The organism is Streptomyces sp. P9-A2, assembly GCF_036634175.1.
GTDB classification, from domain to species: domain Bacteria; phylum Actinomycetota; class Actinomycetes; order Streptomycetales; family Streptomycetaceae; genus Streptomyces; species Streptomyces pratens.
The window spans coordinates 2,176,787-2,201,695 of record NZ_JAZIFX010000001.1; the positions used below are offsets into that span (position 1 = coordinate 2,176,787).

The 24,909-nt window shown below is 67.2% G+C and carries 18 protein-coding genes, 1 other RNA gene and 1 pseudogene; 8 read left to right on the top strand and 12 right to left on the bottom strand.

Going from position 1 to position 24,909, the window contains the following annotated elements; translation table 11 throughout:
* The first annotated feature begins 225 nt into the window (after positions 1 to 225).
* Genes V4Y04_RS09845 through V4Y04_RS09860 form a run of 4 tightly spaced genes read left to right on the top strand, consistent with a single transcriptional unit; the run spans position 226 to position 9,305 of the window.
* A complete protein-coding gene (locus tag V4Y04_RS09845) occupies positions 226 to 3,402 on the top strand; it encodes a helicase-related protein (protein WP_332427083.1) in 3,177 nt (1,058 codons plus the stop codon).
* The gene (locus V4Y04_RS09850) at positions 3,399 to 4,169 is read left to right on the top strand and encodes a DUF4391 domain-containing protein (protein WP_332427084.1); all 771 of its coding nucleotides are present in this window, start codon (positions 3,399 to 3,401) and stop codon (positions 4,167 to 4,169) included. Before V4Y04_RS09845 ends, V4Y04_RS09850 begins: the two co-directional genes overlap by 4 nt.
* A gap of 45 nt (positions 4,170 to 4,214) precedes the next feature.
* Positions 4,215 to 6,209, top strand: a complete 1,995-nt coding sequence (locus V4Y04_RS09855) for a site-specific DNA-methyltransferase (RefSeq protein ID WP_332427085.1) — start codon at positions 4,215 to 4,217, stop codon at positions 6,207 to 6,209.
* On the top strand, positions 6,210 to 9,305 hold the full coding sequence (locus V4Y04_RS09860) for a restriction endonuclease (protein WP_332427086.1): 3,096 nt from the start codon (positions 6,210 to 6,212) through the stop codon (positions 9,303 to 9,305).
* Between the two features lie 66 nt (positions 9,306 to 9,371).
* On the opposite strand, the gene V4Y04_RS09865 is transcribed toward V4Y04_RS09860, so the two are convergent.
* Both V4Y04_RS09865 and V4Y04_RS09870 read right to left on the bottom strand, forming a co-directional pair.
* A complete protein-coding gene (locus tag V4Y04_RS09865; protein WP_332427087.1) occupies positions 9,372 to 9,557 on the bottom strand; it encodes a DUF397 domain-containing protein in 186 nt (61 codons plus the stop codon).
* Positions 9,554 to 10,426 carry a helix-turn-helix domain-containing protein gene (locus V4Y04_RS09870; protein ID WP_332427088.1) on the bottom strand — a complete coding sequence of 291 codons (873 nt, stop codon included), beginning with the start codon at positions 10,424 to 10,426 and terminating at the stop codon, positions 9,554 to 9,556. The genes V4Y04_RS09865 and V4Y04_RS09870 overlap by 4 nt, the downstream gene beginning before the upstream one ends.
* 168 nt (positions 10,427 to 10,594) lie before the next feature.
* Between V4Y04_RS09870 and V4Y04_RS09875 the strand changes: the two genes are divergently transcribed.
* The 3 genes from V4Y04_RS09875 to V4Y04_RS09885 all read left to right on the top strand — a co-directional run bounded on the left by V4Y04_RS09875 (position 10,595) and on the right by V4Y04_RS09885 (position 13,114).
* Positions 10,595 to 11,038 carry an ATP-binding protein gene (locus V4Y04_RS09875; RefSeq protein WP_332427090.1) on the top strand — a complete coding sequence of 148 codons (444 nt, stop codon included), beginning with the start codon at positions 10,595 to 10,597 and terminating at the stop codon, positions 11,036 to 11,038.
* 172 nt (positions 11,039 to 11,210) lie between these two features.
* Complete coding sequence (locus V4Y04_RS09880) at positions 11,211 to 12,449, top strand: helix-turn-helix domain-containing protein (protein WP_332427091.1); 1,239 nt, start codon at positions 11,211 to 11,213, stop codon at positions 12,447 to 12,449.
* Between the two features lie 2 nt (positions 12,450 to 12,451).
* Positions 12,452 to 13,114 (top strand): hypothetical protein, encoded by a 663-nt coding sequence (locus V4Y04_RS09885; RefSeq protein WP_332427092.1) that lies wholly within the window; start codon positions 12,452 to 12,454, stop codon positions 13,112 to 13,114.
* A gap of 11 nt (positions 13,115 to 13,125) precedes the next feature.
* Here V4Y04_RS09885 and V4Y04_RS09890 read toward each other — a convergent pair whose 3' ends face one another.
* The 10 genes and pseudogenes from V4Y04_RS09890 to V4Y04_RS09930 all read right to left on the bottom strand — a co-directional run bounded on the left by V4Y04_RS09890 (position 13,126) and on the right by V4Y04_RS09930 (position 22,923).
* Positions 13,126 to 13,443: a plasmid mobilization protein gene (locus V4Y04_RS09890; RefSeq protein ID WP_332427093.1), complete on the bottom strand. Its 318-nt coding sequence runs from the start codon at positions 13,441 to 13,443 to the stop codon at positions 13,126 to 13,128.
* Between the two features lie 163 nt (positions 13,444 to 13,606).
* A complete protein-coding gene (locus V4Y04_RS09895; RefSeq protein WP_332427094.1) occupies positions 13,607 to 14,056 on the bottom strand; it encodes a hypothetical protein in 450 nt (149 codons plus the stop codon).
* Positions 14,053 to 14,742, bottom strand: a complete 690-nt coding sequence (locus tag V4Y04_RS09900) for a hypothetical protein (protein ID WP_332427095.1) — start codon at positions 14,740 to 14,742, stop codon at positions 14,053 to 14,055. Before V4Y04_RS09900 ends, V4Y04_RS09895 begins: the two co-directional genes overlap by 4 nt.
* Before the next feature lie 69 nt (positions 14,743 to 14,811).
* On the bottom strand, positions 14,812 to 16,485 hold the full coding sequence (locus V4Y04_RS09905) for a DUF262 domain-containing protein (RefSeq protein WP_332427096.1): 1,674 nt from the start codon (positions 16,483 to 16,485) through the stop codon (positions 14,812 to 14,814).
* 115 nt (positions 16,486 to 16,600) lie between these two features.
* Positions 16,601 to 18,094, bottom strand: coding sequence for a hypothetical protein (locus tag V4Y04_RS09910; protein ID WP_332427097.1), 1,494 nt, complete (start codon positions 18,092 to 18,094; stop codon positions 16,601 to 16,603).
* 458 nt (positions 18,095 to 18,552) lie between these two features.
* An RNA gene (gene rnpB / locus V4Y04_RS09915) (RNase P RNA component class A) lies at positions 18,553 to 18,954 on the bottom strand.
* Between the two features lie 67 nt (positions 18,955 to 19,021).
* Positions 19,022 to 19,849: pseudogene (locus V4Y04_RS37715) on the bottom strand (DMT family transporter); the annotation flags it as partial.
* 19 nt (positions 19,850 to 19,868) lie between these two features.
* Positions 19,869 to 20,702: an AraC family transcriptional regulator gene (locus V4Y04_RS09920; protein WP_332427098.1), complete on the bottom strand. Its 834-nt coding sequence runs from the start codon at positions 20,700 to 20,702 to the stop codon at positions 19,869 to 19,871.
* A 12-nt stretch (positions 20,703 to 20,714) separates the two neighbouring features.
* Positions 20,715 to 22,352: a transposase gene (locus tag V4Y04_RS09925; protein ID WP_332427100.1), complete on the bottom strand. Its 1,638-nt coding sequence runs from the start codon at positions 22,350 to 22,352 to the stop codon at positions 20,715 to 20,717.
* Positions 22,345 to 22,923 (bottom strand): IS607 family transposase, encoded by a 579-nt coding sequence (locus V4Y04_RS09930; protein ID WP_332427102.1) that lies wholly within the window; start codon positions 22,921 to 22,923, stop codon positions 22,345 to 22,347. Before V4Y04_RS09930 ends, V4Y04_RS09925 begins: the two co-directional genes overlap by 8 nt.
* A gap of 524 nt (positions 22,924 to 23,447) precedes the next feature.
* Here V4Y04_RS09930 and V4Y04_RS09935 point away from each other — a divergent pair.
* Complete coding sequence (locus V4Y04_RS09935; RefSeq protein WP_332427103.1) at positions 23,448 to 24,842, top strand: DNA-binding protein; 1,395 nt, start codon at positions 23,448 to 23,450, stop codon at positions 24,840 to 24,842.
* Positions 24,843 to 24,909 lie beyond the last annotated feature (67 nt).

Sequence of the window (24,909 nt, forward strand, 5' to 3'; positions counted from 1 at the left end):
TGGCGTGAGGGAGATATTTAGAGCATGGCAGCAGTGATCGAAAACTCGATCATCAATTCGCCGTACGCGGAGCCGGCCGAGCTCTGGGAGCTGGATGAGCGGGAACAGCCGACGGGCCAACGGCTTCCCGGTCGCCGCCCGAGCGAGACCCCATGCCGATCACCGGTACACCTTGTGTGACCTACGCCAGTGAATCCACGTCCACACCCCGGAGGTTCCGTTTTTATGGTCCCCAGCGAAGCGGGCCGCACGATCGACCGTTTGGGCAAGCATCTGACCGGCGCTACGCGTCTGGACTCGCTGTCTGAGTCGTTCTCCGTGTTCGTCTACGAGGCGCTCCAGGACGATTTGGCCGATGTCGACCTGCGCCTGCTCCTGCACGGTCACAGTCTCGACGACTTCGCCCTGAACGGCCTCGCTGCGGAGAATCTCCACCGCGCCCGGCTGGACCAGCACCGCATTGCCCGGGCGTTTACGGCCTGGGCCGAAGAACATCTCCGGACAAGGGCCCTCAAGCGGCGCACGCGCGGCACCTGGACGAGCGTCGACGGCCCGTTCCCTTATGTCGTCGACGGCGCGGGCCTTGAGGCCGAAAGCCTCGGTCTGGTGGCGTCCCAGGACCTGTACTTTCCCCTGGAGACCACGGACGCTGACAAGGTGGCGCAGACCGTGGTCCGCTTCGAGCGCATGTGGCACGACGACGCGACCAGCACTGCCGTTCAGGAGGAGTTCCTCGACGCGGCCCGGGCCCTCTTCGAGGACAGGGCCCCCGAGTCCGTTTACCTGCGCGTCCTGACGTCTCTGTTCAAGGATTTCGTCGAGGAGGCCGGCGAGGAAACCGTCGAGCGCGGCAGAACGGGCTTCTACGACTCCGCAGTGTGGAAGAAGCTCTACAAGTTCCAGCGTGACGGTGTGCTCGGCGCTATCGAGAAGCTCGAGCGCCATAACGGCTGCATCATCGCCGACAGTGTGGGCTTGGGAAAGACCTTCGAAGCACTCGCCGTCATCAAGTACTACGAGCTGCGCAACGACCGTGTCCTCGTCCTGGCGCCCAAGCGACTGCGGGAGAACTGGACCATCTACCGCGGCAACGACAGGCGAAACCCGCTGGCAGCGGACCGCTTCCACTATGACGTCCTGAACCACACCGACCTCAGCCGGACCGGCGGGCTATCGGGGGACATCGACCTGGCGAACGTCAACTGGGGCAACTATGACCTCGTCGTGATCGACGAGTCCCACAACTTCCGCAATAACCCGCAGGTCAAGGGGCGGACGACCCGGTACGAGCGCCTCATGGAGGAGGTCTTCAGGTCCGGTGTGAGGACCAAGGTCCTCATGCTCAGTGCGACGCCCGTGAACACGCGCCTGGCCGACCTGAAAAACCAGGTCCTGTTCGCCACCGAGGGAGACGACCGGGCACTGGCTTCAGACGGGATCAGGAGTATCGAGACCACACTGAACAAGGCGCAGAGGCACTTCAAAGAGTGGCAGCGCCTGCCCGCGGCCACCCGGAGCACGAAGTCCCTGGTCGGTACGCTCGGCATGGATTACATCCGGCTGCTGGACCTGGTCACGATCGCCCGCTCCCGCAAGCACATCGAAAAGTACTACGGCACCAAGGACGTCGGGAGATTCCCCACCCGCCTGGCTCCGGTCAACCTCATTCCGCCCATCGACACGACCGACATGATGATCTCGCTGGAGGAGATCAACCGGTCGATCCTGCGCCTCAACCTGGCGGCCTACAAACCCACTTCCTACGTCAGCGCGAAGTACGAGAGCAAGTACGCGGCCCTGTACGACCAGAGAGTGCGCACGGGCGGCCAACGTGTGTGGCGACAGACCGACCGTGAGAACAACGTGGTCCACCTGCTGCGAGTGGGTCTGCTCAAGCGCTTGGAGTCCTCCGTCAACTCCCTGGGCAAGACTCTCGGCAAAATCCTCGCCACTATGGAGGGCGCGATCGCCAGCATCGACGCCTACGAGGCGACCGGGGCCGAGGGAACGTCCATTGACAGTTTCACCGACCTGGAGAAGATCGACCTGGACGACCCCCAGTTCGAGGACACTGTCGGCGGCAGCGTCAAGGTCTTCCTCGCCGACATCGACCGGGTGCGGTGGCGACAGGAACTCGAGCAGGACCGGGACACCGTGGCCGCTCTGCTCGCAGAGGTGACGGCGGTCGACGCCGACCGCGACGCCAAGCTGGCCGAGCTCAAGCGGTTCCTGCGCGACAAGGTCGAGCACCCCACCAACGACGACAACCGTAAGGCCCTGGTGTTCACCGCGTTCAGCGACACCGCCGAATACCTCTACGGGCATGTGGCCCACTGGGCACGTGACGAACTGGGTGTTCACATGGCCCTGATCACGGGGCAGAGCACCCGGACCACCCTCCCGATGAAGCGCGTCCACATGGTCGACGTCCTCACCGCGTTCTCACCGCGCTCCAAGGACGGTAACCCGGACGACCCGCAGATCGACATCGTGATCGCCACCGACACCATCTCCGAGGGCCAGAACCTCCAGGACTGCGACACGGTGATCAACTACGACATCCACTGGAACCCGGTGCGCATCGTCCAGCGTTTCGGCCGCGTCGACCGTCTCGGCACCACCAACACGAGTGTCCAACTCGTCAATTTCTGGCCCAACATGGACCTGGACGCCTACATCAACCTCGAGGCGCGTGTGTCCAGCCGCATGACCCTGTTGGACGTCTCCGCAACCGGTGAGGAGAACGTCCTGGACGTCACATCCGGTGATATGAACGACCTCGCCTACCGGCGCAAGCAACTGCAGCAGATGCAGCAGGCCGCTCCCACCATGGAGGACCTCGCCGGCGGTCTGAGCATCACCGACCTGACGCTCTCCGACTTCCGGATGGACGCCGCCGCCCGTGCACGGGGAGAGCTTCAGGAGATCACCGGGTGGCCCCTGGCTCTCTTCGGCGTCACCCGCTTCGACAAGGCCCTCGCCGACGACGGGCTCGTTCCTGGAGCAGTCTTCCTCCTGCGCGTGAGGGACGACGCGATCTCCTTCTCCGAGGCGTACCCGCTGGCGCCGTACGTGCTGGCCTACGTGACCGACGACGGCAGCCTCGCGCACGAGATCGAGGAACCCAAACTGGCCCTCGACGTCCTGCGCCACCACTGCCTGGGCGACACCGAACCCGACGCCGCCGTCCTCGCGGAGTTCGACCGGGCGACCAGGTCGGGCAGGTCCATGAAGCACTACCGCAACCTTCTGGACGTGGCGGTCCGAGCCGCTTCCGGCAAGGCCGAAGAGAGCATGGTGGCCTCACTCTTCTCGGCGGGCCCCTCACAACTGGGAACGGAGGCCGCCGCGCCCGGTCTGGAAGCCGTGGACGTGATCGCGTGGATGGCGGTGCTCCCGTGACGGACGTACCCCGCGATCACGACGGTGCCGCCCTGTTGGCTCTGCCCGACAAGGCACGCCAGCACCATCGCATCACGAAGAAGCTGCTCGCCGCCCAGTTCGAGGATCAGGCCCCCGCCGACGCCCGTCTGATCACCAAGGCGGTGGCCTCGGCTCAACTGGTCGGCATCCTGCGCCCGGAGACCATCCAGGCACCCATGTACCAGGACAGCGAGCGTGCTGTCGTCGACATCCCGGTTCTCGAGGCGTTCCTGGCCGACAAGACCTCGGCGTCGGACAGGACCCGCGTGGCCGAACTCATCCACCGCAGCATGGCCAAGCCGGTGGTGCTGTTCGCGCACATACACGACGGCACCACCACCCTCTCGCTGGCGCTCAGCCACGTCAGCCGCACGGACCCCACTCAGTCGACCTCCGTGATAGACGCACACGTCATGGTGCCGACCGGGGGCATCGAACCGGGCGCCCTGCACCTGGAGCGGCTCGACCGCACGGACATGTGGGCGCTGTACCGCGACCTCGTGCGCACCGCCGCCGCCGACGGCCGCCCGGCCGGCACTGCCCTGCGGGCAGCGAACGCGATCACGCTGCGTCGACGGTTGACCGACCTGGAGAGCGAACTGATCGCGGTTGTACGGGACGCAAAACGTGCGAAGAACCAGCAGCAGCGCATCGATCTGAACACGGCGACACGGACGCTACGTGCACAGATCGGACATGTCAGAGGCAACCTATACAGTGCCGACGGCGACCGCGACAACACCTGAGCAGTCCATAAATCCCCACCTATACACACAAGAAAGACATCACTCGTGACCCTGGACTTCGAATCAGTCGACGACCTGACCGGCCCCGGCGAGGCCAAGTCGAACCTCGACGCACTGGCCCGTCTCTTCCCCGACGCCGTCGTCAACGGCACCGTCGATATCGAGGCCCTCCGGGACCTGCTGGGTGAGAACGCCGCCCCCACAACCGCCGAGGCGTTCGGCCTGCGCTGGCCGGGCATGGCCGAAGCCCGCCGCCTGTCCACCCTCCCAGCGACGGGCACGCTCCTGCCGAAGCAGGAGGAGTCCGTGGACTGGGACAACACCCGCAACATCGTGGTCGAGGGCGACAACCTCGAGGTGCTGCGTCTGCTGCGGCGCGGGTATACCAACAAGGTCGACGTGATCTACATCGACCCGCCTTACAACACGGGCAACGACTTCATCTACGACGACAAGCGCGTCACCTCGCAGGTCGAGCACGAGATGGTGGCGGGGCAGCGGGACGAAGAGGGGGCGCTTCAGACCGGCACCGGCTCCGACCGGGCACAGGATCGCAGGGCCGGAGCATCCAAGCATTCGGCATGGTTGTCGATGATGTATCCGCGATTGCTTGTGGCACACCATCTACTCAAGGAAACGGGCGTCATCATAATTGCCATTGATGACACAGAGCATGCACGTCTCAAGCTTCTGATGGATCGGGTGTTCGGGGCGGAAAACTTCGCGGCAAACGTAGTATGGCAAGGGTCCGGCCGGAATGACGCCCGATTCACTTCCGCAGGAATCGACTACATGGTCATCTATGCGAAGTCGAAGAAAACTTTGATTCAGAAAGATGCGCGTTGGACCGAGGAGAAGACGGGTGGGGCTGAAGTCGCCGCGGCGGCACACAAATTCTGGGAAGAGAACCGCCATGACCCGGAAGCAGCGACTGAAGCTTTGCAGAATTGGTGGAAGAACGCCCCGAAAGATATCGCGAAGGGCCTTGGGGGCTCTCGCGGATACAAGGAAATCGACGAGAACGGGCGTGTTTTTGCGCGGGGCGACTTGAGCTCCCCCAATCCTCGGGAAAACCTCATGTACGATCTCCCTCACCCCGTGAGTGGGCTTCCCGTCCGCAGGCACTCAAGCGGTTGGCGCTACTCGCGAGAGACCATGTCACAAAAGATTGCCGAGGGTCGAATTCTTTTCGGCGAGGACGAGACCGTGAGCCCCCGGTACAAGCGCTTCCTGGATGAGCTTGAGGACCAGCCAATCCGTCCTGTTTTCGAGCGAGATCGGGCAGCCGCAGGGGCGCAGCTTTGCCGCCTTCTGGGTAGCGATGTATTCGAGTATCCGAAGGATCATACTGTGCTCGCCAAATGGATCAGCGCAGTGTCCGAATCGGATCCTGATGCAGTAATTCTTGACTTTTTTGCGGGTTCGGGCTCTACGGGCCACGCCGTCATGGACCTCAACGCCGCTGACGGCGGCAACCGTCGGTACATCCTGGTCCAGCTCGACGAGGCCGTCGACAAGGACGGCTACGACACGATCGCCGACATCACCCGCGAGCGCCTCCGCCGTGCGGGCCAGCAGATTACGTCCGAGCAAAACCCCAACACAGCCCTCATCGACACCGGCTTCCGGTCGTACCGCCTCGCGTCCAGCAATGTGAAAGCCTGGGACGGGACACCCGACCAGCTGGACCTGCTGGAGGCCGTGAACAACCTTGTGGCCGGGCGTACCGCGGACGATCTGCTAGTCGAGATGATGCTGCGTATGGGCGTGGAGCTGACCACGCCGCTGGAGACGCGCGAGGTTTCCGGTAGCCCGCTGTACAACCTAGCGGGCACGCTATTCGCGTACTTCGGTACCGACATCACGATCGACCGGGCGAACGAGGTCGCCAAGGCTCTGGCGGCCTGGCGTGACGAGGACCCGAGCGACGCCGACACCACGGTCGTCGTCCGCGACACCGGCTTCGTCGACTCCGCCACCAAGCTCAACTTCGCCGCCGCGCTCAAGCAGGCCGGCTTCACCACATTGCGGAGCATCTGAATGAAGTTCTCCTTCGACGCGGACCTCGAGTACCAGCGTCAGGCCATCGACGCGGTCACGGGCCTGTTTAAGGGACAGGAGGCCATGACCTCCCAGTTCACCGTGCACGCGCATCCGTCCGCGCACGGTGGGTTCGAGGGGCTCTCCGACCTGGGGTACGGCAACATGCTGCACCTGGACGAAGAGACAATCCTCGCGAACCTGCGCGAGGTGCAGAACCGCACCGGTCTCGCCCCGGAGCCGTCGCTGGACTCGATGAACTTCACCATCGAAATGGAGACCGGAACCGGCAAGACGTACGTCTACCTGCGGACCATTTACGAGCTCAACCAGCTCTACGGATTCACCAAATTCATGGTGGTCGTCCCGTCGGTAGCTATCAAGGAGGGCATCGAGACGTCCATCCAGATGCTGCGTGAGCACTTCGCGACCCTGTATGGAAATCCGCCGATGAACCCCTTCCAGTTTGACGGCAACAATCCCTCCCGCGTTCGTTCCTTCTCCACCTCGCCCAGTATCGAGGTCATGATCGTCACCGTCGGGGCGATCAACAAGAAGACCAACAAGATCTACCAGCCTGCTGAGGACCTCGACTTCGAGGTCCCCGCCGATCTGATCCGGGCCACGAAGCCGATCATCATCGTCGACGAGCCACAGAGCGTGTACGGGGACACAGGTAACGGCAGGAAGAAAGGCGCGGGGCGCAGCGCGCTGGAAAACTTCAATGCCCTGGCTACGTTGCGCTATTCAGCCACCCACCCGAAGGACGACAAGGCCAACCTCGTCTACCGCCTCGACGCCATCGCCGCCTACGAGAACGAGCTGGTCAAGCAGATCGAGGTCGACTCCCTGGTCACCTCTGCCAGCGGGACGACCCCGTACGTCAGGTTCCTCGGGGCGAAGCGCGGCAAGGCTGGAACGATCACGGCCCGCGTCGAGGTGGATGTCGAGGAGGGCAACGAGATCAAGCGTAAGGCGGTCACCGTCGACACCGGGTCACGCAGCAACCTCGCGGATGCGACCGGACGTGACTTGTACAAGGACCTCACGGTGGTCGCCATCACCGCGACCCAGGGGCAGGAGAGCATCTCCTTCGACACCGTCGCACAGCCACTGGGTTCAGGCGACAGTATCGGCGCCGAGGTCAGCGTAGGTGAGCGAGCCCGCCAGATGATCGCCCAGACCATCCGGCAACACCTGTGCAAGGAGCAGGAGTTCGCGATCCACGAACGCGACATAAAGGTACTCAGCCTGTTCTTCGTCGATTCCGTGGCCAAGTACCGGGAGTACGGCCCCGACGGAGAGGCCCTGCCGGGCGAGTACCAGCGGATCTTCGAGGAGGAGTACACGCGCATCACCTCCGAGCCAGAGTTCAACACTCTGTTGGGCGGCTCCGCCGCCGACCAGGTCGCGAAAGAGACCCACCAGGGGTACTTCTCCGTGGACCGCCGCAAAGGCGGCAGCGAGGTGCTGGTGGACACCAAGGAGACCACTGACAAGGGGCGCCAGCAGGCCGGTCTGGCCTACGAGCAGATCATGCGGGACAAGGTCGGCCTGACCACGCCCGGCACTGCCATCCGGTTCATCTTCAGCCACTCTGCACTGCAAGAGGGCTGGGACAATCCCAACGTTTTCCAGATCTGTGTTTTGAGGAACATGGGCACAGAGCGGTGGCGACGCCAGTCCATCGGGCGGGGCCTGCGCCTGTGCGTGGACGGGTCGGGCAACCGGGTGCACGGCTTCGACACCAACCGCCTCACCGTGATCGCGAACGAGTCCTACGAGGAGTTCGCCGAGCGCCTCCAGCGCGAGATGGCCGACGACCTGGGTATCCGGTTCGGCGTCGTCACCGTGGACGGCATCGCGCGGCTGACTTTCAAGGCAGAGGACGGGAGCGTCGCCCCCGTGGGCGCGACCGCCGCGCAGCAGCTGTACCAGGCCTTGTTCTTCGAAGGGTATGTCGACGTCAAGGGGAAGGTGCAGGACAACCTGCGCGAGGCCGTACAGACCGGTGACGCGAAACTTACGAAGCTTGTCAGCGACGCCGTGGATTCGGAGGCCGCCACCAAGGCTGTACTCGGACACTTCAAGCGCCTGGCCAAACCAATCGATGTCAAGAAAGCCGGCGAACGCATCGCGGTGCCCGTCGTCCAGGAGCGGCTGGACAGCCCCGAGTTCCAGGAGCTCTGGAACCGCATCCGGCACCGCACGGAGTACCGCGTCGAGGTCGACGAAACCGACCTGCGCGCCGCAATGGTGAAGGCGCTGCGCACCATGCTCCCCGTGCCCAAGCGCCGGGGCGAGTGGTTCACGCGCCGTGTACGGCGCATAGACCAGAGTGGTCTGACTGCCGAAACTACGGCCGCGAGACGCACGGACGTCACCTACGCGGACAGCGAGGACCTGCCCGACATCCTGTCCGTTCTCGCGGACCGCACGCAGTTGACCCGTGCCACGATCGCCCACGTCCTCACCGAGTCGGGCACCCTCGGCCAGTTCCGGAACAATCCGCAGGCGTACATCGACCAGGTAGGCCGCCAGCTCAACATCACCAAGGACCGCTTCCTGGTCGAAGGGGTGCGCTACGAGCTGGTGGACGCTTCTCGTCCCGAGGGGGACCGCCGGTACGCCCTCAGCCTGTTCCACGAGGCCGACCTCGCCGGCTACACCGGCCCCGGAGGAAACATCATCACGGACGCGGACGGCAACGCGGTGTCGTTCAAAGAGAAGTCCGTGTACCGCTACCTGATCATCGACTCGAATCCGGAGAAGGAATTCGCGCTCGCGCTCCTGCAGCGCCCCGAGGTCAAGACCTTCGTCAAGCTCCCGCCCTCGTTCAAGATCCCAACCCCCCTGGGGAGCTACAACCCCGACTGGGCCCTGACCGTAGAACGGACCGACGGCAGCCGCTACATCGTCTTCGAGACCAAGGATGTCAACGAGACAGAACTACTGCGCATCGGAGAACAAGACAAGATCACTTCTGCCCGCGCACACTTCGACGCGGTAACGCGAGATGCCGCAATAGACGATCTTGAGTACGAGGTCGTCAACGGCATCGAGGCGGCGACCGCCGTGATGGAACGGGACGCTTGAGGCCATAGTGTGCTGCGGGATCGGGCAACATCGCTCCCGCAGCACACGGCTCGACGTCTGCGCCCCTCACGCCTCCGTGACGAACCCCACGAACCGCGTCCACTCCCCACGCCCGACGGCGAAGTGGGTGCGCGTCACGTCCTTGGAGTCCCGTACGCACACGGCCTGTTCGGTGACGGCGACCTCGACGCAGCTGTCACCCTGAGTGCCGCTGTAGCTGGACTTGAACCACGCCAGTTCCGTCGTGTTCATAGCTCTCCTCGGAGTCGCTCCAGCAGGCCACGCGAGTCCTTGGGGTTCAGGGCCTGCGAGCGCAGTGTGTCATAGCGCTGGCAGAGGAGGCTCACCTCTTTCGGGTCGGAGATCAGCCGGCCGTTCTGCTGTCCCTCCGAGTACGCGAGGCGCCGCTGTCGCGGCGTCTCCAACAGCTGTACAGGGCCGTCCAGGCAGGCGTGGAACTCAGTGCCCAGCGGCATGATCTGAAGTGTCACGTTACGCGGGGCAGTCAGCTCCAGTACGTGGGCGATCAGCTCACTCATGACCTCGGGACCGCCCAGTTGACGCCTGAAGACGAACTCCTCAACGATGAAGCTGAACACGGCATTTGGCCGCTCCCCGAGCAACTTCTGACGCTCAAGACGCGCCCTGACCTGGTCCTCCAACTGCCCATCCGTCAGTGGCGGAATGGCATTGTCGAACACCGCCCGCGCATACCCCTCCGACTGCAACAACCCCGGTACCAGCCGGGACTCGTATGTACACAGGCTCACCGCCACCCGCTCCAGCCGAGCCCACTGCCGGAACCACGCCGCGAGTCCCACATCCCCGCGTCCCCGCGTCACGTACTGCGACGACTTCCGCAGCGCCCCCGTGTTCCCCAGCGCTTCCTCGGACCGCTCCACCAACGCCACGTCGGGCATCCTTCGCCCCAACTCCACCGACTCCACCGTGTGCTTGGAGAAGCTCACCAGGTTCGCGAACTCGTTTCTGCTGTACCCCGCGTGCTCGCGCAGTGCCTGCATGACCGCCCCGAACGTCCGCAGGCTGTCCGAGGGATCGGGCTCCCGGTCCGCCTCGCCGCACGGCACGTCCTCGTCGTCCACCACACCGCCGTCGGTCATCCGCGGCCACCTCCGGTTCCGTACCCGCTCTGTTCGTCGTCCCACACCTGACGACACTCAGCGTGACGCATGAACCGTCGTACCGTCCACGGAATGTGCTCGTACGCTGACACAGCGTACGGATCGCACCTCTGGAACACGCCCGCGCGCACCCGTCACCGTGGCCTCATGAGCGCAACCACACCCCAACTCAATCCCGCCGTACACACGTTCGCCCAGCTCCTGTCGTCCACCCGCCGAGGAGCCCGGCTCGCCCGCCTCCTCGCCGCCGAGCAGCTCCGCGCGTGGCCGGTGTCACTCGGCGTCACCGAGCGCGCCGAGCAGATCGTGGCCGAACTCGCGGCCAACGCCGCCCTGCACGGTCGCGTCAACAGCCGCGACTTCCGGCTCGCCCTCACCCTCGACACCACGGCCGGCCTGCTCCGTATCGCCGTCACCGACGCCCGGGGCGAGCACCTCCCGTCACCTCCTGCGGACTGCGGACCACCCCTGGACGCCGAGTCCGGCCGCGGCCTCCTCCTGATTTCCGCCCTCGCCGACCGCTGGGGCGTCGAGCCGTATCCGCCCGGCGGCAAGACGGTCTGGGCGCAGATCGGCGGCCCCCACTCATGAGGACCGCACCTGCCGGATGCTCCGGACAGGCAAGCCCACGGCCGGCCTCCGCTCCGCCTCTCGGGTGTTTCTCACCTCGTACGCAGGCTCGGCGCGGTGCGGCCGAAAAATCTCTGTGACACTGACTGAATCAAAGAGCTATCGTTGATTCAGGACGGGGAGGTGCGGGGGTATGGATCTGAGGGAGATCGGCGAAAGGGTCGCGCGGGAGCGGGCGCAGGCGGGGCTGAGTCAGCGGGAGCTGGCTGTGCGTGCGGAGCTGAGCCAGCCGACACTGGCGAGAATCGAGAGGGGAGAACGGTCGGCGCTGACGCTGGCCGAGCTCGACCGTATCGCTGCGGCGCTGGCGGTTTCGCTCACGCTGCTGACCAAGGGGAACCCGGTGCGGCGGCGCATGCAGGTGGCGGCGCGGGCCTCGGAAGGCGCCGAGGAGGAGCTGAGACAGGCCGAGGGGCTGGTCGGCGAGATCCTGGCTCTCGATGATCGCCTCGACCGGTTCGTGCCGGACGGCCACAAAGCCGATCGACAGCGGGCGGCCCGACTGAAGCGGCCCCTCACACAGGTCGTCGATGCCGAGCGCGAGGGCCGGGACCTGGCGGAAAAGCTTCGTGAGTGCCTCAGGCTGGGTCTCGGCCCCGTCCCGGACCTCGCCGAAATCGTGGAGTCGGCGATCGGCTTGGACACGGCCGCGCTCACGCTTCCCCAGGACGTATCCGGATTCACCGCGCTCGACTCCGAGCGTGAGGTGACGATCTCGGTCGTCAACGCGTCACACGTGCCCGAGCGGCAGCGTTTTTCACTGGCGCACGAGCTGGGACACGTACTGCTGTCGGACGGTGTGGCCGCGCACCGGCTGGACGGCCGGCGGACACCGGCCGAGAAGCGGTGCGACGCCTTCGCCCGGCATCTGCTGGCCCCGGCGGAGGGCGTCCGCCGCTGGATGGAGTGCCTCTCGGTTACCGAGCCGGGACGCAGAGAGTGCGCCATGGCGGCCCGGCACTACGGCGTGAGCCTTCCCGTGCTGCTCATCCAGTGCAAGGAGCTGGGACTGTTGACCGACGCCCAGGCCAAGAGGGTGCAGGGTCCGACGGGGCGCGAACTCGCGTGGACCTACGGCTGGGGGCCTCAGTACAGCGTGGAGTGCGAGGCCGCGGCGCGCGTGCGGCCGCCGCGCCGGATCATGGAACGGGCCGTCGAGGCCTACCGGACAGGACACATCGGGGTGCGGGCCATCGCGTCGCTGAGCGGCGCCGAGCCGCGTACCACCGAGCGGGAACTGGACGAAGCCGGTATTCGGCCCCCCCAGGTCGCGTTGTCGGGGCGTGTCGACGTACGAAGCCTCATCGCCCGTCGCGGCCGGCCGGCACACCGGGCCACGGAGCCGCCCGAGGACGGACAGGAGCAGCGGTAGGAGTGAGTTTTCCGCAGGAGCCCGTGGCCGAGGAGAACGCGCCAGGGGAAAGAGAGGACACCTGCGTCCTGGACGCAGTCGTGTGCGTCCACTTCGCGGGCGCCAACCTCAATCGCGTGCTTGTGACTGCCCTCGAGTCCATGGAATGGGTCATCCTGGTCCCTGCCGAGGTCTGCGACGAGATCGTGCGCAAAGACGCCAAGTACCCCGGGCTCCGCAAACGCTGGCTCGCGCTGGAGCGCAGCGACCGCATCAGAGTGCTGCCCGCTCTGGAGATCGGTTCCGCACCCGCCCGGGTCGTCGAGGTCCTGGAAGAGATCCGAGACCTCGAGTTCGACCAGGCGCTGAGGCGTTCACGTGACCTCGGAGAGTGCGTGGTCGTAGCGCATGGCGTGCACCTGTCCGAGCAGGGACATGAGGTCACCCTGATGATGGACGACGCGGAGGGACGGCAGCTCGCCGACGAGTGGGCCCTGCAGCACCTCACCATCGAGGACGTACTGGTACTCGCCGTCCATGCGGGATGCTTCGACACGCTGGATGCCCTCAAGCAGGCCTATCACCGGCTTCAGCAGTTCGGTTCCGGCCTGCCGGACTTCCCCCGGACGGCTCTCACGGAGTACTACCGTGAGTGGAGTGCGGCGTCGGGAGGCACCCCCGCATGAGGTCACCGTGCTCACCCGGCGTGTCCCGGAAGGCGGCTGTGCCGTTCCCGGCCGTGGGCGAGCTCCAGAGCCTCCTCGACTTCACGACGTTCCTGTTCCTTCAGTTCCGGGGCGGGTTCGGCAGACAGCCGGTCCGCCGCCCGTTCCGCCCGGGCGATGAGCGCGTCCACCTCGGCGAACTGTTCCTCTATGGCATCGCTCTCGGTCATCTGGCGCGTCGTGGCGTGCACCAGGTAGGCCGAGACGTCCATGCCCGCCCGCTCCGCGTGCTGCCTGATGCGTTCGGCCTGGTCTCGCTCCAGGCTGATATTGATCCGCGTCTTCGCCACGGAGGCATCGTAAGTACGCGTATGACGACGGTGCGCGTGCGATCGGATGTGGGCGACCCGGCCCCCGGTGCCTCGCTCCATGGCTCCCCGGTCCGTACCACGCTCGCCGACCGGTGACCGCCGCCCGCCCCGCGCGGCGGACCTGCGGTCCGGTGGCGATCCGTCACCTCATCCGGGGCGCCAAGGCTCCGATCACCCGCTCGACGTCATCCCGCCACGCACGCAACTCCCCCTGTGTGGGAGCCAGCTCGTACCCGTGGTAGTGGCAGGCCCGGCTCAGGCCGGCCCAGGTCGCCGACCAGCGGCGGGCCGTGTCGGGGTCGGCGTAGGACTCCAGGCACAGGGCCTGGGCGTGCGGCGGGCAGTGGGCCAGCTGCGGTTTACGGGCGTGCCAGTAGCGGCGCAGGGCCTCTTCGAGGGCGTGGCGCAGCAGCAGTGCGACGGCGCGCGGCCAGACGCCCGTGGTGGAGGCGGTGGCCGTGCCGAGCAGTCGGTCCGCTCCCGCGAGCAGTTCCTCCGGTGCCGGGACGGACGACGGCGAAGGCGGGAGGGCCGCAGCGGGCCGGGGCGGGCGCGGGGACGGAACAGGGGCCGCCGGGCGGGTCGCGGTCACAGGGCCCGCACCGCCTTCGCGAGGTCCGCGGTGCGGCGGATGATGTCCTCCACGTCGCCGACGGGCACCGCTTCGTGGGTGCCCTTGTTGCACCACCGGATGTGGTCGGTGGCCTGGGAGCCGTAGGCCCGGGTGAGGTCGGTCATGGCCTCGCCCGCCCGGTCTGCTTCGCCGTAGAGGGCGAGGGAGGCCAGTTCGGTGAGCTTGCGGGCCTTGGCGATGTGCTGCTCGATCTCGGCGTGCGGCAGGCCCGTGCCGAGGAGCCGGCGTCGGGCCGGTTCGAGGAGTGCGGCCTCCAGGGCGGTGCGGCACAGGCCGGGCAGGACCCGGGCGACGACGTCGCCGGGCAGGTCGCGGGTCTTGGCGAGCGCCTTCGCGTCGTACAGGGCCTGCTTGACGGGGTCGTCGCCGGAGCGGACCCGTACGGCGGAGCCTTCGCGGCGGTCGACGGTGAGGACGGTGGCGGGCAGCCGCAGGTACTTCAGGGCCTGCGGCAGGCGGGTGTCGTGTGTGAAGACGACGACCTGGCGGTGCTCGGCGAGGAGGGCGAGGACGCGGGCGAGGGGCCGGGCAGGCCGGCGGCAACTGAGCGGCAGAGGGACACACGGGACCAGCGGCGTGATGCGAGGGCCGTGAGCCGTGAGATGCGAGGTGTGAACGACCATAGCCCACACGAGCTCAATCATGGAACTCTTTGGAATTACATGGAGAGTTTTGGTATTCAGGGTCGGGGTGCGCCATCCCGGCCCTCGCACTCAGAAACGCCACTCCTCGAAGAGCACGCCCAGCAGCTCCTCCTGCCTGGCCTTCAGCAGCTCGGGGGTCCACTCGGTGTGCTGAAGCACCTGACTGGTCAGCGCGAAGGGGACCACTCCCCCGCGGCCGGTGAAGTACTTGGCCTTCTTGGTGGCGAAGTCGTAGTTCTGGGCCGCCGAGTTCTTGGCGCGGTTCAGCAGCACCAGGTTCCCCAGGCGGTGCGTCCACTGCATGCGCTGCTCGTCGTCGAACAGCTCCACCCACTCCGAGTCTGCCTTCGGGTTCTGCGGCAGGACGTGCTCCACGGTGATGAGCGAGTGGTTGTACGTCACCCCCTGGCTGCGGGCCAGCAGCTCATCGAGCCGGAGCAGCACATACTTGCGGATCTTGCCGACGAGATAGAGATCGCCGTCGAGCCTGGCCCGGGTCTCGGTCTTCTCGTCGTCCCTCAGTTCGAGGGCCGGGGAGTCGAGACCCTGCCCTTCGTCGAGCTGCCGAAGCAGCTCGGTGTAGCGGGTGACACGAGGTGTCGTGTAGACACGGCGGATGAACATGCTGGCCGAGAGCCGCTCCAGCGCCTGCATGAACATGTCGAGCCAGGCAGGATCGTTCTCGTGGTGTCGCAGCGCCCACAGGGCGGCCGGCCGCCAGTCGTAGTTGTCGACCTGCTGGAGTCGCCTGAACCAGGCGTTGACCGTCTCCGCGCCGGTGGCCGATTCGTACCGGGCCTCCCTGATCTGCGCGTACGCTTCCGCGTACGGCCGGACGACGTCGTGGACGAAGCTCTCGGCCCGGCCGGGGAGATAGCGGCTGAGCACCTGCTCCGGGAACTCTTTGAGCAGCTCCTGCTCCGCCCTCTTCTTGGCGAAGATCATACGAAGGTGCTGGAAGAGTTCCGCGAAGTCGTCACGCCCCAGCATCTCCTCTGCGTCCTCCCAAGTGGTGGAGCACGCCTCGGAGGCTTCCGCACCGAGATCACCGATTATCTGCGACTTGAAGATGTCGGTGGGCGACAGATCCAGGCCGCGGGAGTTCATGACGCTGAAGATCCGGTGCGCGCTGTCGAGGTCGGGAGTGCTGACGACGACCAGGAACGTCCGCTCCGCGAGCATCTGGGCCAGTTCCAGCCGACGCTCCTCGGTCTGCTCGGTGAGGCTGCGGTGCAGGGCCGTCGCATTGCGGAGGACGGCCTTCTGCGCGTCGGTCCGCAGTGCGTCTTCCTTGAACGACAGCAGCGTGTCCACCGCGCCCTTCGTCTGGACGTACTTCTCGAAGAAGTCCGTGTCGCGGCTGCGCAGGGTGAGCCGCGGCCTCGGTGCGAGCCCACGGATCTTGGCGCCCGGCTCCATCACCAACCGGTCGAGGTCGCCGCGCAGTTCCGAGTCCTCAGTGAGGTCACGCAGGACCGACAGGAGGATGGTCAGAGTCGTGAGACGCTGCTGGCCGTCGATGACGTGCGCCTTCGGCGCCCCGCCGTCCTTGACGAGCACGATGGAGCCGAGGAAGTAGGGTTCGTCCGTTCCGCGGTCCAGGGCCTCCTGCAAGTCCATCAGCAGCTGTGACGCCTGCTCCTCCTGCCAGGCGTAGGGGCGCTGGTAGTCGGGGATCTGAAAGTCGTAGTCACTGCTGAACACCTTGTGCAGGGGCATCTCGTGCGCCTCGAGTTTTTGCATGCCCCGATGATGGCGAAGAATGAAGTTTCACGGCACTCGATCGGCTCATCTTCCACCCGAAGCAGTTCCGTGGGAGTCATCAGCGCCTGCGCCGGCCGATCGGCGCTTCGTCGCCTCAGCCAAGAAGATCGGCAGCCGCGCTGCGGAGCAGGCGGACGAGTTCCGGGGCGTCGGCCGAGGGGCTGTGTGCGTACAGAAGGTTGCTGGCGAGTGCGGCGCGCTCTGCGGTCGTGCCGCTTCGGAAGTCCTCCGAAGCGGCCAGTCGCGCCGCCCAGTCCGGGAGTGCGGTCTGCCACTGCGCCCGCTGCCGCTCAAGGACGATGTCGGCCCGCTCGGTCCGCGCTCTGCCGAGAGCGCGCCGGATGTAGTGCGACTCCACTGGGCAGTCGGGGCCGAACATGCTGCGAGCGAGATCCCTGCCCCGACTGTCTTGGGCCGAGGGTGTTTCGGCCGCCATGAACTGATCGTCGTCGACCAAGGCCCGGTGCAGCTGCTTCCCCCACTGTTTGAGGTGGGGGAAGCCGGCCTGCTCCTCCCGCACGGCCCTCACGCGCCTCTGCCAGTCGTCCATGTGCTCTTCCAGGCCCTCGACCCAGTCGGCTTGGACCTGGTAGCGGTGCACCGCGTCACCGGAGCGGAACACCGCGATGAAGCCGCTCAGTTCGCCATCGCGCTGCGCCGCTTCGGCCCGCACCCCCTTCAGGCCTCGCAGACCGGGATGCTTGAGGCCTTCTGTTCCGTGCAGGCGCTGTGACCAGCCGCCTCGGTACTGCTCGATGTAGACGCTGCCCGGCTGTTCGGCAGCAACCGTGCGCAAGAAGGCTTCCCGATCTCCCCAGTCGACGACAGAGGTTCGGGCGCCGCCTTCCGAAACCGTGTCCGGTCGTTCCGGATACGGGTGCGGGACGGTATCGATACGGAGGTGGTCACGGCCGGTGTGGCCAGTCTCCAGATCATCCAGCAGTCCGTGCAATGCGGCGAGCAACAGGTCGAGTTTTTCTACCGGTGGCCGTTGGTCCTCCAACCACTCCAGGGCGTGCACGCTTGTACGGACCTGCACCCTGAAGCTGTCGCCGCTGCCGTGGAAGCCGGAGCCGAGGATGCATCCGTGGTCAACGAGCGCTTCGGTGGCCGCCTTGATGACTTGGGCGTCCCGGTCGCCCGACAAGACGGCAGGGATCGCGGCAGGCAGGGAGAAGGTCAGCGTGCCCACGTAGGTGGCGTTGCCGGGCAGGCCCAGATCGTCGTACAGCTCGATGGAGTACTCCCCCGGGCCGACGCCGGTGATGTAGGCGCTCATCCATCCATGGAAATCGCCGGCCTCCTCCATCTCGTTGTCCAGCTCGTCAGACCCTTCGTCCAAGGAACTTTCCGCGGAATCCTCGGCCCACTGCCTCCACGCCTCGTCCGGGTCACCGCCCGCGATCCGCAGATAGCAGTTGGGGTCGCCCAGATCGTGAGAAGCGACGGCGGAGGCGAAACCCACGGCGTCGCGGGCGTTGGTACCGACGACGGCAGGATCGATGCCCGCTCTCACCAGGGTGTCGGCGTCATCGGAGCTGCACCCCAGTTCCAGGAATTGCGCCCTGGCCGCTTCCTTGTCGTACACGTGCACGGTCTCCCTACCTCGTGCGCGCCTTTTTCCGGTGGCTTCTCGGACCGGATTGCGCACGGCAGGCCAGGCTGCCCCACGGGGCAGCCGCCTGTCGATGGCTTCACGACACGCCACCCATGGCACTTCTCAGGGATTTCAAGGTCATGTCCCACGACGTGGTGTAGGGGATCAAGCGCTTCGCGTTCCGGTACGAGCCCGTGGCGATCTCTGTGGAGGCGGCAGCCCGCGAAGCGTCCTGCTGAGGCGGGTTGAACACCCAATCCGGCGGGACCACCGCCCCTGACCTGCGGATTCCGGCTCCTTGATCCCCTACACCACCTGGCGGGACGCTATCGATTTCAACGCTTGCTGAGAGAAGTCCAGCGGTTCCTCGGCAAGCCCGCCAGGGACGGTCGTAAAGAGAATGCGACGAAGGCCGGAAGCCTGCTTCGAGAAGAACCCGTGGACAGCGGCAGACGAGTCGGGCTGTACGCCGGGTTCTGTCGCCCGGTCGCCTCGCGGCGGCCGGGGAGACGGCCATCCATCTAGGACCGGCGTTGCCGCCGGCCTCGTGCGGTCTACCCGCGGACTCGGGCGGGCAGCCCTCGAACGTCCGCGCAGAAACACCGGGGTGTTTCCTTTTGACCTTGCTCCGGGTGGGGTTTACCTAGCCGCCTGAGTCGCCTCAGGCGCTGGTGGTCTCTTACACCACCGTTTCACCCTTACCGGGGGCCGGAGCCCTCGGCGGTCTGTTTTCTGTGGCACTGTCCCGCGGGTCACCCCGGGTGGCCGTTAGCCATCACCCTGCCCTGTGGAGCCCGGACGTTCCTCGGGAAGTCCCGCAAGGGACTCCACGCGGCCGTCCGCCCGGCTCGTCTGCCGTGTCGACCATGGTACCGGGCGGGAGCGGGGCTTCGGCGCCGCGGCGGTCGCCAGGACCGAGCCGGTGAGGATCAGGGCGAAGGCGGCCAGGACCGTCGCGGTCAGGGACTCGCCGAGGAGGAGCACGCCGGCCGTGACCGCGACCGCCGGGTTGACGTAGGTGATGACGGTGGCCCGGGTCGGCCCCGCTTCCCTGATCAGTTCCAGGAAGGCGACGAACGCGACCGCCGTGCAGACGGCGCCCAGGGCCGCGAGGGAGATCAGGGCCCCGGCCGAGGGCAGCTCGGCCGGTCGCGTGATCACCGCGGCCGGGGCGTAGACCAGTGCTGCCAGGGTCAGGCAGACGGCCGTGAGCTGGAGGGACGGGACCTGCTTCAGATGGCGTGCGGCGATCAGCGGGGCGATGGCGTAGCCCAGGACCGTCACCAGCACCTCGGCCAGTGAGCGGGCGTTGCCGCCGGTCAGGTGCGGGACGGTGAGGACGCCCACGCCCACCAGGCCGAGCCCCAGGCCGGTGAGGCGGCGGGCGCCGAGGCGTTCCGTGTCGCCGAAGAACCGGGCGAGCGTCACACCGACGATGGGAACGCCCGCGATCAGCAGACCGGCGGTGGAGCTGGAGAGGTGGCGTTCCGCGGAGGTCAGGGTGTACCAGGGGCCGATGATCTCGATGAGGGCGAAGGCGAGCAGGGGGCGCCAGTGGGCGCGGACGGTCCCGGCCAGGCCTCCTTGCCGTAGGGCGAAGGGCAGCAGGAGCAGGGCGCCGAGGGCGCAGCGGGCGAAGACGACCCCGGACGGGGACACCTCCTCCACCGCCACCTTGATCATCAGATAGGGGACGCCCCAGACGACTCCCATCAGGGAGAACAGGAACCAGCCGCGTGCAGTCATGCGGCGAGTCTCGGCCGGGTCAGCGCCCGGCGTCTTGAACGCTGTTGCGGTACGCCGCCGGGGTCACCCCGAGGACGCGGCGGAACCAGCGGGTCAGATGGGCCTGGTCGGCGAAGCCCACGAGTGCGGCCACTTCGGCGGGGCGCAGCCCGGCTTCCAGCAGGCCGCGGGCCCTGGTGACCCGGTACTGGGCGAGCCAGGCGTACGGCGGTATCCCCATCGTCGTACGGAACGCGCGCAGGAGCTGGTAGCGGGACAGGCCCAGGTCGGTGGCGAGGGAGGCGAGGGAGGGCGGGGCGAGCAACTCGTCGGCGAGGCGGTCGCGGACGGCCAGGGCGATGTGCCCGGCACCGGGGACCGCGCAGGCGTCCGCCCGGGCGGTGGAGTGGCGATGCGCGAGGGCGGTGAGCAGCCAGGGCAGCCGGGACTCCGCCTCCAGGGGGTCGGGGCAGGCGCTGACCTCGGTGTGCGCGCGGCGCAGGGCGCCGGCCAGTTCGGGGTCGTCGAGGACCGGCTCACGGAAGTACGGGAGGCCGGTGCCGTGGGTGCCGTCGGTGAGCAGGGCGGGGGCGGCGTACAGAGCGCGGTAGGAGTAGCCGTCGGAGGCGGCCGGACCGCCGGTGTGCACCTCGCCGGGTTCGAGGACGACGATGGTCCCGGGGCCGGAGACGATGCGCCCGCCGCGGTACGCGATGGCCTCCAGGCCGCCGACGGTCACGCCGACCGTGAACTCGTCGTGGGCGTGCGGGGCGTACTCGTGCCGGTCGAAGCAGGCGGTGAGCAGGTCGAGCGGCGGCCCGCAGCGTCCGAGCCGCGTTCTGGTCCAGCTGGCCTGTTCCCGTGCGTTCGTCACCTCACACCGTTCCTAAACAGTGTCCAGGAGTGGGTCTTGGACCCACGTCCCGGAACTGCGCGCATCCCGAACGGTGTTGGATGTGCTGGTCTCCCGCGTTCTGGTTGTCCCTGTCCGGCGGCGTGCATCCTGTGCACGTTCCGTGACGGGGTGGCGGGTTTCCTCACGTCCTCGGTCACCACGATCGGCCTGGACGGTCCGATGCCCGGCACCATCGCTCTGGTGATGCCGGGGCGGTGCCGTCCGTCGCCGGATCGGGTGCCCGAGGGCGCGTCTGCCGATCGCCACCGAGGCGGCGTCATGGCGGGTCATGTGACGGGTCTTGCCGGTGAGGGGCTTGCGCCAGTGCTGGTCGCCCCACATGGAGGTGTACGCCGGGTCGACGGCGACGATGGCAATGCCGTGTTCGGCGGCCATGGACACGATGCGGGCCTTGAGCTTGCCGGTGGGCATGCCGGAGATGAGCTGCCGGAACCGCTTCTTGCGGCCGTGTTTCTCACGGGTCTTCTCGGCGGCGAAGTCCAGGTTCTCGATCCCGACCGCCTGCGCGCCGGTCTGCCTGGTCCAGTGCAGGAGCCGGGTGAGGGCGTGCCGGATCTGGGCGTCGCGGTGCTCTGCGGTGCCGGACAGGTCGTAGGCGAAGCGGCGCGGAGAGCCGATCGGGTTGCCGTGCCGGTCGAGCCGGTAGGCGGCGAAGTGGTCGGCGTTGGTGTCCACACCGACCATGCCCCGGGCGCGGGCGGTCTCCAGCGGAACCGTCTTGACGACGGGCTTGGTCCACGAGGCGGTGAGGTACCAGCGGCCGCGCCGCACGTCGAGGTGGACGCGGTAGGCGACGGCCCGGTTCTGCTCGATGCGGTCGCGCCACTCGCCGCCCCGGTGGACGAAGGCGACCTTCGAGGCGAGCACGTACCGGCCATGCTTGCTGTTGGCCAGGTGGGCGAGCGGTGCCGGCAGCCTGATGGACACCTCGCCGTCCGGGGTGACGCGGATCGTCTCGTTCCCGAACCGCTTCCCGGATTCGCCGTCGGCGGCGAAAAACCAGCGCTCGGCCTCCCAACGCTCGTGCCACCGATCCTCGGTGAGCCCGGCCTTTTCCAGGTTGTGCCGGGTGTTGAGCATCCGCCTGCCGCCGCGAACGACGTGCACGACGCCGGCCTCACGCTCAGCGCGAGCCACGTCGAGACGGTGCTCCAGGACCGCCAGGCGTCGGGACTTGTAAAACCACTCTCCCTTCGACCGGTAGCCGCCCGGAGCCCGCTTGGTTCCCTTCTCCCCGATGGGCTGCGACAGGCGGTGCATCAGCGTCCGCGCACCGGCCTCAAGGCCCTGGAGGTGCGCAAGCTGACAACGCCGGGAGAGCGCCCACTGATCGTGGGTCGCCTTCGTGATGCTCCCGGCCCAGCGTGAGGACGACTCGGCCGTCAGTGCCTGCTTACGGGCCGCCCACATGTCACTGTTGTGCTCCAGGCCGTCGGAGCACCGCTGCTTGAGGTCCAGCGATGCCAGGCGCCCCAGGTGTCCGCCGACCAGGCGCAACACCTTCTCGTCTTCTGGAGTGAGCTGCTTGAGGCGGTCACGTATCGCCACCCCGGACGGGCCGGGGGCGACGAACGGATCGTCGAGGGTACGGATCTGCTTCTTACTCATCGGCGGCAGCCGCTTCCAGGGCCTTCTCGGCACGGTTCTTCGCACTGCGGCGGCCGTACAAGCGGGCGCAGAACGAGGTCAGTACCTCCACCATGTCGCGTACCAGGTCGTCTTCGACTTCGCCGTCACCGAGGACAACGAGTCGGCGGCCAGTGGCGGACAGTGCGGCTTCGACGAGTTCGACGTTCATGCGGCCGAGGCGGTCCTTGTGTTCCACCACCACGGTGGTCACCTTCGGGTCGGCCAGCAGGCGACGCGCCTTGGTACGGGCGCCGTTCATGCCCGAGGCGATCTCGGATTCGACACGGACGACCTGGTGTCCGGCCTTTGCGGCCCACGCCGACAAGCGGGCGGTCTGCCGCTCCAGGTCGGCCTTCTGATCGTGAGAGGAGACGCGGGCATACAGGCCCACACCACCTGTCGCCGAGGGTGAGGTGTTCGCGTCGATGTTGACCAGGATCGTGCGCGGCCCCACTCGCTCCGCAGGGACCGGCAACGTGCCCTCACGGAACCAGCGATACGCGGTACGCGGGGCGATTCCCTGTGCGCGCGCCCATTCCGTCAGGTTCATACACGAGACCATACAGCACTCATAACACCTAAAAGACACTTATGAACACTCATTCGAGAGCAGTTACAACCCCCCTCCCGATCCCGGGGGATCAAGGGGATCAGAGGAAGCCGGTGGTGTCCAGGTCGAAGTCGAAGGGTGCGGGGAGGCGCAGGGATTTGCCCAGGGGGCGGGTGCAGACCTCGCTGCTCCGGGTGCCGATCCACCAGGTGGACCGACCGCTGCGGGCCGCGCACCTTGCCCGCGGCCCGCGGGTGCGCTGTCCGAGGCCGGCCGGGAAGCGGCATGTCGCACACGCGGCCCGGAGCGGGACGTGCGCGGCCCGACAACGGTACCTAGGGTGGGGGGTGCGGGAGTGCAGGTCTGTGACACGGCCTGGAACGAGTGACGCAGAAGGAAGACCAAGAAGTAGGACGCGCGACGCAGTGCCCGGTCCGCTGCAGGCCCGGCCGCGACGGACGGCGACCGGCGCGGGCCGTGCACGCCGTCGGGAGTCGGGGAGGGACCAAGGGCGGTTCTGAACCATGAGGGATGCACATCGGCTCGAGCCCATCTCGGCGAACCTGGGCGGCGGCACCGTGCTCGCGGCGTGGGAACGGTTCGTGCAGGGCGAGGACCAGGTCCCGGGTGTCCGGCCCCTGGTGGCGATCTCCTGGCATCGCTGCCGGGAGCAGTACCGGGTCGATCCTCACCTCACAGAGGCTCCGATGGCCGTCGCGGCGCCCGACCGTACGCCCGAGCACGATGTCGTATTCGCTGAGCTGGGTTTTCGTGCCGCCTCCGTGGCACACGAAGTGGGCAACCTCGGTGGCATCGTCACCGTCGCCGATGCCACCGGCCGGATCCTGGCCGAGTGGGGTGACCAGGCCACGCTCGCCAGAGCCGGCGACTCCCATCTGGCGCCCTGGTTCTGCTGGTCCGAGTGTGCGGTCGGCACGAACGGCATGGGCACGGCGCTCGAGGCGCACGGCCCGGTACCGATCAGGGGCGCGGAGCACTGGTGCCAGGCGTTCCACGACTGGGTCTGCGCGGGCATCGCGGTGCGCGACGTGGTGACCAGGGAACCGATCGCGGTCCTGAACATCTGCTGCTGGCGCAGCCCGCTTCCCGCGTCCGCGGAAAGCTGGCTGGCGAACGCGGTCACCATGACCCAGCACCCGCTGAAGAGGCGCGCCCGGGACAGCGGCGCCGAGTTGGTGGCGGCCTACACCCGGGCCAGGACACGCTCCGGTGCGGCGCTCGCCGCGGTGGACACCGCGGGCAAGGTGGTGATAGCCGACGACACGGCAAGCATGCTCCTGGGCGTCCCGGCATCGACCCCGGCGGTCGATCCCACGCTGCGATGGAACGCCGGACTGCCGGAATTGATAGCGGCCGCCCGGTATGCGACCAGGCAGGCGGCCCGCGACCCCGACTGGGTCGGCTCGACGCAGATCTTCGCCCACCTCGCGGACGAACCGACACCGATCAGCATCCGACCCGTCTTCTCGTCAGGACACCTGATCGGGAACCTGGTCTCGTTCGGTGCCTCCGACGGGGCGCAGTTGCCCCGGGCGGAGGGGCCCACGCCCCCTCGGGCGCAGCCCCGCCGACTGGTCGCGACGCGCGACAACCGGATGGTGCTGCTGCGGCTGCCGGAAGTCTCCTTCGCGAAATCGCAGGGAAACGACGTGTGGCTCTCCACCGATCAGGGGCGATTGCGAGCCGCTTCTCCGAGCCTGGACAAGCTCGACGGTGAGCTGGCGGATGTCGGCTTCCTGCGGGTGCACCGCCGGTATGTGGTCAACCTCAGCCGCATCCGGGAGATCGAGCGCGGCCCCAAGGGCGAGCTGTCTCTGGTCATGGATGACCGGACGAACGAGATGGTGCCGGTTTCCCGGCGAAACGCGCCGGCCGTGCGTCGCGCGCTGGACCTCTGAGTTTCCCGGAAGGAAATCGCCGTGTCTGACAGTCCGGACGCCGTTGCCGGCGAGACGAACGCGGGGG